8 protein-coding genes and 1 pseudogene are annotated in these 10,548 nt (G+C 64.4%); 8 read left to right on the forward strand and 1 reads right to left on the reverse strand.

Translation table 11 applies throughout. From position 1 onward, the window contains the following. A partial coding sequence (locus tag ACTJGZ_RS14725; protein ID WP_441663657.1) for a hypothetical protein occupies positions 1–891 on the reverse strand: 891 nt, incomplete at its 3' end. A 73-nt stretch (positions 892–964) separates the two neighbouring features. On the opposite strand from ACTJGZ_RS14725, the gene ACTJGZ_RS14730 reads away from it, so the two are divergent. The 8 genes and pseudogenes from ACTJGZ_RS14730 to ACTJGZ_RS14765 all read left to right on the forward strand — a co-directional run. Then, positions 965–2,365: a lipoprotein-releasing ABC transporter permease subunit gene (locus ACTJGZ_RS14730; protein WP_441663658.1), complete on the forward strand. Its 1,401-nt coding sequence runs from the start codon at positions 965–967 to the stop codon at positions 2,363–2,365. 16 nt (positions 2,366–2,381) lie between these two features. Beyond that, positions 2,382–3,092 carry an ABC transporter ATP-binding protein gene (locus ACTJGZ_RS14735; protein ID WP_441663664.1) on the forward strand — a complete coding sequence of 237 codons (711 nt, stop codon included), beginning with the start codon at positions 2,382–2,384 and terminating at the stop codon, positions 3,090–3,092. Positions 3,093–3,127: 35 nt separating this feature from the next. Then, positions 3,128–3,934, forward strand: coding sequence for a TatD family hydrolase (locus tag ACTJGZ_RS14740; protein WP_441663659.1), 807 nt, complete (start codon positions 3,128–3,130; stop codon positions 3,932–3,934). Positions 3,935–4,072: 138 nt separating this feature from the next. Next, positions 4,073–6,676, forward strand: coding sequence for a DNA internalization-related competence protein ComEC/Rec2 (locus ACTJGZ_RS14745; RefSeq protein ID WP_441663660.1), 2,604 nt, complete (start codon positions 4,073–4,075; stop codon positions 6,674–6,676). A 120-nt stretch (positions 6,677–6,796) separates the two neighbouring features. Continuing rightward, complete coding sequence (locus ACTJGZ_RS14750; protein WP_441663661.1) at positions 6,797–7,738, forward strand: alpha/beta fold hydrolase; 942 nt, start codon at positions 6,797–6,799, stop codon at positions 7,736–7,738. Beyond that, positions 7,735–8,628: a PHP domain-containing protein gene (locus tag ACTJGZ_RS14755; RefSeq protein ID WP_441663662.1), complete on the forward strand. Its 894-nt coding sequence runs from the start codon at positions 7,735–7,737 to the stop codon at positions 8,626–8,628. Before ACTJGZ_RS14750 ends, ACTJGZ_RS14755 begins: the two co-directional genes overlap by 4 nt. 159 nt (positions 8,629–8,787) lie before the next feature. Further along, positions 8,788–9,339, forward strand: coding sequence for a transcription elongation factor GreB (gene greB, locus ACTJGZ_RS14760; RefSeq protein ID WP_441663663.1), 552 nt, complete (start codon positions 8,788–8,790; stop codon positions 9,337–9,339). 217 nt (positions 9,340–9,556) lie between these two features. Further along, positions 9,557–10,548: pseudogene (locus tag ACTJGZ_RS14765) on the forward strand (phosphoribosylformylglycinamidine synthase); the annotation flags it as partial.

Genomic DNA, 10,548 nt, shown 5'->3' on the forward strand with positions numbered 1-10,548 from the left:
CCCCCGCCCCGCGCGCCCCCCGGGGCGGGGGGCCAGGTGCCGGGCCACCCGGCGGCCGCGGCCTGTCAGTATCAGGGGGGGGGTATTGCCGGGTTGCGCCAGCCAGGGCGACAACCGGGTTTCCAGCTGTTTGATTTGTTGCAGCCAGCGGCCCCAGTCTTCTTCCAGGGCGGCTTCCTGCAATTCCGGCCACAGGACCGGACGGCTGCCTGGCGGGCGGGCCCAGGGCGAGGCGCCGCCATAGAGCCAGAGGCCATTGACCGGCGCCAGGCCGCGCTCAAGGCGCGCCTCGTTCACCGGGTGCTCATGCCAGGCCATCTGGATTTCATTGAGCACGCGGCGCCAGGGGCGCAGCGCCGGGTCGTGGTTCCACCAGCCCAGTAAACCATCGCGGGCGACAGTCGCCGGGCTGGCGCTGCGGGCTTGCGTCAGCAAGCCTTGTTCGTCGCGCAGCACCCAGCGGCCGGGCAGCAGCATCTGCGCGGCCAGGCCATGCTGCATCAGAATGTCGCCTGCGGCCAGCGACAGCTCGGCATCTTCTTCGGCGCTGATATGTAGGTCGGGCAGCGCGATCAGATTGACCTGATCGGTGCCCATTGCAATATGCGCGAATTCTGCCAGCCAGACCGACTGCGCGCCGCTCACTTCGGGATGCAGCAATGGCCCCAGGCCGCTGGCCCAGGCATCGTCGGCAGCCGGCTGGAAGCCTTCGGCACGCAGCCGGCAGACTTCCTCCGGCGTACAGCCAGTCAACGCAGGGGGCAGGGATTCGGGCGCCGCTTTGGCACGCCGGAACAGTTCGACCAAGCGTGGCGTGGTCTTTTCAAGTTCTTCCGCCAGCGCCGGGGCGATGGCGCTATCCGGCAGGGCACCAGGGATCAGGATAGACATGGAAATGGATTGTAGTGCGAGACTTGCGCAGATGGACGCAGCGCGCGGCGGGAAACCGCATAAAATGGCGCGAATGTCGAAACCGCATAAACCCCTTCCGTATGAGATCTGGATTGGCCTGCGCTATGCAGACCTGTCACGGATCGCGTTCCAGACCTTGCGCCGCACGGGCGTGCTGTGGTTGCTGGGCCTGTTGTGGCGCCTGCTGCCGGGGCGCCGCGGCGATCCGTTCGCGGCCTGGCGCCAGCAGGCCGGCATAGGCGCGCAACGAGACGGATTTGTTTCGTTTGTGGCGGTCAGTGCCATGGGCGGCATCGGTCTGGGCGTGGCAGCGCTGATCGTCGTGCTTTCCGTCATGAACGGATTTCAGTCGCAGGTGCGTGATCGCATGTTGTCGGTGTTGCCGCACATTGAACTCTATGTGCCGCGCGCCGCGTCGGATAATCCGCTGGATGGCTGGCAATATTGGGCGCAGGAGGCGCGCGAGCATCCCGCCGTCCGCGGCGCGGCGCCTTTTGTGTCGTCGCAGGCCATGCTGGTCAGGGGCAAAACACTGCGCGGCGTCAAGATCAGCGGCGTGGATCCTGCCGAGGAAGGGCAGGTGTCCGATCTGCCCAAACAGATGGTCAGCGGTTCACTGGAAGATTTGAAGCCTGGCAGCTATGGGCTGGTATTGGGGACGGCGCTGGCAGACAGCATGGGCCTGAAGCTCGGCCAGCCCATTATTCTGATGGCGCCCGAGGGCAGCGTGAGCCCGGCAGGGTTTTCGCCGCGCATGCGCCAGTTCCGTCTGGTCGGGGTGTTTGAGTCCGGGCATTATGAGTACGACTCCAGCCTGGCTTTCGTGAATGCGGAAGATGCCGCCAAGGTATTCCGCGAGAACGCCGTCTCCGGCGTGCGCCTGCGGATTGCGGATATGGAAAAAGCGCCGGAAGTCGCCGCGCAATTGCAGGATCAGCTGCGCGGGCAAGTCATTGCCAGCGACTGGTCGCAGAACAACCGCGTGTGGTTTGCGGCGGTCAAAACAGAAAAGCGCATGATGTTCCTGATCCTGATGCTGATCATCGCGGTTGCCGCGTTCAATCTGCTGTCATCGCTGGTGATGGCGGTCAAGGACAAGCGTTCGGAAATTGCCATTTTGCGCACGTATGGCGCGACCCCGCGTGAAATCGCCCGCATCTTCCTGGTTCAGGGGGCCTTGATCGGCACCGCAGGCACCTTGCTGGGCGTAGGCCTGGGCGCCTTGCTGGCCTATAACCTGGAAGCCATTGTGCCGGCCATCGAGAATTTGCTGGGAGTGCATTTCATACCGCAACAGGTCTATTTCATCAGCAGTCTGCCCTCGCAGCCCCGGATAGGGGATATCGCCCTGATCGGCGCGTGCTCGCTGGTTTTGTCCTTGCTGGCGACCTTGTATCCCAGCTGGCGCGCGTCGCGCCTGCAACCGGCGGAGGTGTTGCGCAATGAGCATTGAAATTCAGGAAAGCGCCATGGCGCAAACCGGAGCGGCTTCGCGTGAAGGCGTGGCGCCGGTGCTCTCGGCGCGTCAGCTGGGCAAGGTTTATACCGATGGCCGCCTGACCGTGCCGGTATTGGAAAACGTCAATTTCGATGTCTATCCTGGCGAGATGGTCGCCATCATCGGCGCATCCGGTTCCGGGAAAAGCACCTTGCTGCATTTGCTGGGCATGCTGGATGCGCCCTCGTCGGGAGAGGTGCGGGTCAGCGGCGTCGCAACCACCGGCATGAGCGAGACGGAGCGCAGCGCCTTGCGCAACCGGAAATTGGGCTTTGTGTATCAGTTCCACCATCTGCTGTCCGGTTTCACCGCGCTGGACAATGTCGCCATGCCTTTGATCGTCAGGCGGGAATCGCGCAAACTGGCGCGGGAAAAGGCAGCGGCCGCGCTGGCTCAGGTTGGCCTGGCAGCCCGCGCGGAGCATTCGCCAGGGCAGTTATCCGGGGGGGAGCGGCAGCGCGTTGCCCTGGCCCGGGCGCTGGTTGGCGCGCCGGCTTGCGTGTTGGCCGATGAGCCTACCGGCAATCTGGACCGGCAGACAGCCGATGAGGTCTTTGATGTGCTGGTGCGCGCCTACCGGGAATCCGGAACGGCATTTGTCATCGTCACGCACGATGCGGAACTTGCCGCTCGCGCCGATAGGCGTCTGGTGATGAAGGGCGGCCACCTGGAGGCGCTGTAAAGCGCGTTCACGCGCTTGGGCGAGGAGGGGCGGGCATGCTGATCGACACCCATTGCCATCTGGATGCGCCCGAATTGCGTCCGGACCGCCGCGCCGTCATCCAGGCTGCGGGTGCGGCTGGGGTGGCAGCCATTGTGATACCGGCTGTCGCCCGTTTCAATTTCAATGCAGTACGGCGGCTGGCGCATGCCGTTCCCGGCGGCGCGTATGCGCTCGGGATTCACCCCCTTTATGTCGGCCAGTCCGAGGATGACGACCTGCGCTACTTGCGCGAGGAATTGCAGCGCCGTTTGGAGGATCCCCGGCTGGTCGCCATAGGCGAGATCGGCCTGGATTTTTTCGTGCCGGGGCTGGCCGAAGGCCGGGCACGTGAAAGACAGGAATATTTTTACCAGGCGCAGCTGGACATGGCCCAGGAATTGGGGCTGCCCGTTTTATTGCATGTGCGCCGTTCTCAGGATGTGCTGCTCAAGTATTTGCGCCGTCGTCCGATGATTGGCGGGATTGCGCATGCCTTCAATGGCAGCGCCCAGCAGGCGGATATGTTTATCCAGCAAGGCTTTGCTTTGGGGGTAGGCGGGGCCATGACCTATGCGCGGGCCTTGCAGATCCGCCGCCTGGCAGCCGCTGTGCCGCTGGCGCATCTGGTGCTGGAAACTGATGCGCCAGATATTCCGCCGGCCTGGCTGGTGCCGCCGGATCGCCGGAACACGCCCGCGCAGGTCGCGGCTATTGCCAGGGAATTGGCGCAGTTGCGCGCCGTGACGCCCGAAATAGTCAGGGAAGAAACTGGCGCCACGGCACGGCGGGTGTTACCGCGGCTGGGGCGCTTGCTGGCCTGACGCGCGGCACGAGGCATGCGGCATGCGGGCGCCAGACAAGGCTCCGGCGCGTGCGCCACAGCAGTGATGGATTAAGCACGCTCAGGCTCGCCTGCCGCCCGGTTGCGCGGGATACTGCCCCTGCTTGGCAAAGAGGGGATGGGCGTGCGCGTATGGATGCTGGCATTCGTGATGGGTTGCTGCGTGCTGCAGCGCCTGCCGCAGTTACCCGATGCCGTTTGGCGGCATATGGCGCTTGCTGCTGCCGTACTGTGCCCGGCCGTGCCGTGGTTGCTGACGCGGTGGAGGGCCTGGCGCGGTTATCGCTTGCTGGCGGCGGGCTGCATGCTGGCATCAGGCGGTTTGCTGGGGCTGACCTGGGCGGCCTGGCAAGCGCAATGGCGCCTGGAAGACCGCCTGGCTGCCGGGAATGTTGATGAAGTCAGCCGGGTGGTCATGCGGGTGGCAGGCTTGCCGCAGCGCACTGAACGCGGCTGGCGTTTTGAGGCAGATATCCTGGAGGCGCGGCCTGCCGGCGTGCCTGGGCATATACAGGTGTCATGGCAGGCGCCGGGGCTGGCGTACGGCGCAGCGGCCCTGTCCGAGGCTGCCTTGGCGGCGCGTTTGCCGGAACCGGTGCCGGGTCAGGTCTGGCGTGCGGCCATGGTGTTGCGGCCGCCTGCGGGAACGCGCAATCCCTTTTTATTCGATTACGAAGGTTTGATGTTCGCCCGCGGAGTCAGGGCGCTGGGCAGCGTGCGCGGGACACCCGTTCGGCTTGATGATTACCCTGTCGAGACGCCACTGGCCGTGGACATCGAGCGCTTGCGGCAGTATCTGCGCGGGCAGATGCAGCGGGATCTTGCGCAGGCGCGCTATGGCCCGGTCATGGTGGCGCTGGCGCTGGGGGACCAGGCCGGGGTGGATGCGCAGGACTGGCGCATCTTCAATGGCTCGGGTATTACCCATCTGGTATCCATCAGCGGGTCGCATGTCACTTTGCTGGCGGGCATGGCGGCCTGGCTGGCGATGCGGCTGTGGCGGCGGGGGCGCTGGCGTGGCCGGGGGCTGGCCGAACGCTGGCCGGCGCAGCAGGTTGGCGCGCTGGTGGCCTTGGCTTTGGCGGGCGCTTATTGCCTGCTGGCGGGTTGGGGCGTGCCGGCAAGGCGGACATTTTTCATGCTGGCTGTGACCCTGGGCGCCTTGCTGCTGCGCTTGCCCTTGTCCGGTGCCCATGTGCTGGGCTTGGCGGCCTTGGCTGTGGTGGTGCTGGATCCCTGGGCCGTGCTCGCGGCGGGGTTCTGGCTTTCCTTTGCTGCTGTCATGGTACTGATGGCCTGCGTGGCGGCCCCGCGTGACAGACGAGACAGGCATGACAAAGGCCGGGGAGTAGTGCAGCAGCGTTGGCAACAGCATTGGCAGCAACTTTGGCAGCGGTATTGGCCTGCGGCGCGCGGCGCGGCGGCATTGCAATGGGCGGTGACGCTGGCCTTGATGCCCGCATTGGCGCTGTTGTTCCAGCAACTGCCGCTGCTTTCGCCGCTGGCCAACGCGCTGGCAATCCCGGTGGTCGGCGTGGTGGTGACGCCTTTGGTGGTGCTCTCTGCCGTGTGTTATCTGGTGCCGGGTCTGGCGGGGGCGGCATCCTACGGTGTGCTGGCAGCGCATGCCGTGTTTGAGGCGATGATGTGGCCGATACAGGCGATGGGGCGGCAGTCCTGGGCTTTGCTGAATGTGGCAGCGCCTGCAAGCGGATGGCTGCTGCTGGCTTTTTTCGGGGTGTGGTGGGCCTTGCGCCCGCCCGGTTGGCCGTTGCGCTTTGCCGGCTGGCTGCTGATGTTGCCTGCCTTGGGCGGTGCGCATGCGCGGCTGGCGCAGGGCGAATGGCGCATCAGCGCCATTGACGTCGGGCAGGGAAGTGCCATTCTGGTGGAAACAGCCAGTGGCGCAACTCTCTTCGATACGGGGGTGCGCTATGGCCCGCAAGCTGATGCGGGCGAACGGATTGTCTGGCCCTATATACGCGCGCAGGGCTGGCGCCAGCTGGAAGAACTGGTGGTATCGCATGCCGATATCGACCACGCTGGCGGCGTGCTGAGTGTGCTGGGCGCATTGCCTGTCAGGCGCAGTTATGCATCGTTTGATTTGCAGGCCTTTTTGCGCCGTGAGGCGCGCCTGGGGCGCGGCACGCTGGATCCGGCCAGGCAGCCCGGCGCTTTTTCCTTGTGTGCCGAGGGGCAGGGCTGGCAGCGCGATGGGGTGTCTTTCCGGTTTGCGCACCCCCCGCCGCCAGCGGGCATGGCCTGGTGGCGTGGCGGGAATGCCGATAGCTGCGTTCTGAAAATAACGGGGGCGTATCACACGGCGTTGCTGACCGGCGATATCGGCGCGGCCCAGGAAAGGCAATTGCTGGAAAAAGGCGAGGCGGCGGCGGATTGGGTGGCAGCCGCGCACCATGGTTCTGCGACATCGTCGGATGCGGCTTTTGTGCGGGCCAGCGGCGCGCGTCATGTGGTGGCGCAAATGGGCGCCTGGAACCGCTACCGCCACCCGCATCCGGCTGTCGCGCAGCGCTGGCGGGAGGCTGGTGCCATGTTCTGGCGCTCGGATCAGCATGGCGCCGTGGTGGCGCATTCCCGGGCGGATGGCCTGTCGGTTCAGGCGGAACGGCAGGCAGCCCGCCGTTATTGGCAGGAGCCAGCGGCTGCGGCGTTTGACGGGCATGCGCCTGCGCGTGCGGTGCCGGCGGATCCGGCCAGATAGGCCTGGGAATGGCAAAGGGGGTGTGGCCGGCAGGCTTTTGCGCTATTGTTTGAAGCTAGCGTTAGCTGTTTTTTCGCCTGCGTTCATGTTGTTTGCCGGCCTTGCCAACAGGAGTCAGCCATGTCCCATCCGCGTTTGGAAAGTGTTGTCTGTGCCAGCCCGGCGGGCATGCACCGGATGGCCTATTGGGAATGGGGTGATCCCGCCAACACCGATGTGGTGTTGTGTGTGCATGGCCTGACCCGCAATGGTCGTGATTTTGATGCGCTGGCCCGGGCGCTGGCCAACGATTTTCGTGTGGTCTGCCCGGATATCGCTGGCCGGGGCGAGTCGGATTGGCTGGCCAATCCCGTGTTCTATTCCGTGCCCCAGTATGTGGCGGACATCACGACTTTGTTTGCGCGTATCCGCGCCCGGCGCCTGGCCTGGGTCGGGACATCCATGGGCGGGCTGATCGGCATGGCCTTTGCGGGGGCGCTGGCGGCCGCCAGGCGCACACCAGGCAAGGGCCCGGGCGCCGCGGCCAAAGCAGCGGCTTTGCCCGTGTTGTCGGGGATGGTGCTCAATGATGTCGGGCCGCATATCGGCACGGCTGGCCTCATGCGTATTGGCTCCTATGTGGCGCGGCGCCACACCTTCAGCAGTTTTGAGGAAGCCGTGGCGGAAATGAAGGCGATTGCGGCGCCGTATGGCGAACATAGCGAGGCGCAGTGGCGGGAACTGGCGCGCCATATTTATATTCAGCAGGACGGCGCCTGGGTGCCGAATTATGATCCGGCCATTGCCGTCGGGCTGGCGCCTCATGACGGGATGAGCCAGGCGGCCGCCGAGCAAATGCTGTGGCAATGCTATGAAACGATGGATGGCCCGGTACAAATTTTGCGTGGCGCTGATTCCGATATTCTGGTGCCAGCCACGCTGGAAGCCATGTTGGCGGCGCGCAGTGACGCCCGGGCCGTGGAGTTTCAGGGGGTGGGGCATGCGCCTTCGCTATTGCATGATACGCAGATTGCCAGTGTCGCCGCGTTCTTGCGGCATGCCGTTCTAAAATGGCCGCTATGAATAAAGACCGACCCCCAGGCATCTCGCCCGCCAGTTTCCCGTTGCGTGACGGCGGCAAGGCATGTTTCGATCTGCACTGCCATTCCCTGGCTTCGGACGGCGCGCTGGCGCCTGCCGCGGTCGCCCGCCGCGCTGCCGCCAATGGTGTGCAGGTCTGGTCCTTGACGGATCACGACGAGTTGTGCGGGCTGGAAGAAGCGGAAAGCGCAGCGCTGGAACTGGGCATGTGCTTTATCAATGGCGTGGAAATTTCCGTGACCTGGGCCGGGCATACCGTGCATATTGTTGGCCTGGGCTTTGACCGCAGCCATCCTGTCATGGTGCAGGGGCTGGAGGAGATTCGGCGCGATCGCAGCGAGCGGGCAGAGCGCATTGGCCGGCGTTTCGCCGAGTTGGGCATAGAAGGCACCTATGCAGGCGCCTTGGCGCTGGCCGGGAATGAAAACCTGCTGAGCCGCACCCATTTTGCCCGGTATCTTTGGCAGGCAGGCCATGTGGCAACGGTACAGGAAGCCTTTGACCTGTATTTGCGGGATGAGGGGCCAGCGCAGGTGCCCATGAAGTGGGCCACGCTGGAGGACGCCGTATCCTGGATTCTGGCAGCCGGGGGCGTGGCGGTCATCGCCCATCCGGGGCGCTACCGCTATACCCCGGTGCAGTTTGACGGATTGTTTTCAACATTCCGCGATCTCGGCGGCACAGCCATCGAAGTGGTGACGGGCAGCCACCGCCCGGAACAGTACGCCCAATATGAGTCTGTGGCGCGTTATTACGGTTTTCGCGCTTCCTGCGGTTCTGACTTTCACAGTAAGGCGGAAAGCCGCGCGGATCTGGGCAGCCTGCCCCCGTTACCGGCCAGCCTGACGCCCGTGTGGCAGGGTTGGTTCTAGGCCCGTGGCAGGGGCGGTGCTGAGGGCCGCCTGGCGCGGCAGTATGGCTTCGGTGTTGTCCCGGTGTTGTCCCGGTATAGCCCAGGTACCTGGTACCTGGCATTGCTCCGGCAATGTGCTGGCCGCAGGGAGTCTGCATGAATAACAGAAGGGTGGGAAATGAATAAGGCTTTCGTCAAGGAAACGGATCGCGACGATGACGATGAACTGCCGGAAGCGCAGGCGCTGCCGTCCGGTTCGCGTAATTACATGACGCCGCAGGGCTTTCAGGCCATGCGGGATGAGTTGGCGCACTTGATGACGGTGGAACGCCCGGAAATCGTCTCCATCGTATCCTGGGCGGCATCCAACGGCGACCGTTCCGAAAACGGGGATTATTTATATGGCAAGAAACGCTTGCGCGAGATAGACCGGCGCATGCGTTTTCTGACCAAGCGGCTGGAAATTGCCGAGGTTGTTGACCCTGCGCTGCAGCCTAACCGGGATCAGGTCTTTTTCGGCGCGACCGTGACATACGAGAATCAGGAAGGCGAAAGCCAAACCGTCACGATTGTGGGTGTTGACGAAGCCGAACCGCTGGCCGGGCGCATCAGCTGGATTTCGCCTGTGGCCCGCGCGCTGATCAAGGCACGTGAAGGGGACACCATTGTGCTGCGCACGCCTGGCGGTATCCAGGAACTGGATATCGTTGAGGTTTCCTACCCTGAATAAGCCCGCGCCGCATCGGGCATGAGCCTGTGCGTGGCGTTTCTGTCCCGGTTCCTGCTGCCATATGCTTACCGGGCGGGACACTGGGTTAAAATCGAAAACTTGATTCATCTGGCCTGCCGGGGCTGACGGGTGTTTTGCCTGTCACCGGCGAGCTGGCTATCCTGGGCCTGCCTGGTCCGGCCATTCCCTCCTCTTTTGCCCGAGCGCGTATTTCCCCGTGTCCTCATCGCTTCTTATCATTCCCGGTTCCTCCGCCCTGTCCGCATTCCGTCGCGAGCGTCTGCTCGCCCAACTGCACCAGGCGGGATTGCCCGTGGCCGATGTCGCCGCGTATTACGAACACTTTGCCTGGGCGGAAACGCCGCTTGGTGATGCCGACCGCGAACGTCTGGCACTGGCGCTGAACGGCGGCAAGCCGGTTGGCGGTACGGAAACCGGCAAAGATGTGCTGGTCTTACGCACGATCCCGCGCCTGGGCACGATTTCCCCGTGGGCCAGCAAGGCGACGGATATCCTGCAGAATTGCGGTGTGGAAAGCGTGCGGCGCGTTGAGCGCGGCGTGCGGTATCTGTTGACGCTGCAGCGCGGTCTGCTGGGAACACGCAAGCTGGATGGGCTGCAACTGGCGCAAGTCGCCGCCTGCCTGCACGACCGCATGACAGAAACCGTGGTCGATGCCGATTTTGACGGCAGCGCGCTGTTTGCCGAATTGCAAGGCAAGCCCCTGGCGACCGTGCCGGTGCTGGAGCAGGGCCGGGCGGCGCTGGAAGGCGCCAATACGGATCTGGGCTTGGCGCTGTCGGATGATGAAATCGACTATCTGCTGCAGTCTTTCGGCGATCTTGGGCGTGACCCCACCGACGTCGAACTGATGATGTTCGCGCAGGCCAATAGCGAACACTGCCGCCACAAGATTTTCAATGCCAGCTGGGTGATCGACGGCCAGGCGCGCGAGCAGACCCTGTTTGGCATGATCCGCGCCACGCACGCCGCACAGCCGCTGGGCACTATCGTGGCATATTCGGACAACGCGGCCATCATGGCAGGCGGCACGGCGCAGCGCTTCTATCCGGGGGCGCAGGCCGATCTGGGCGAGCACACCTATGGCCGCCGCGAAGCCACCGTGCATACCTTGATGAAGGTGGAAACCCACAACCACCCGACCGCCATTGCTCCTTTCCCGGGGGCGTCCACCGGCAACGGCGGCGA

This window comes from Kerstersia sp., assembly GCF_052103615.1.
GTDB lineage: Bacteria > Pseudomonadota > Gammaproteobacteria > Burkholderiales > Burkholderiaceae_B > Kerstersia.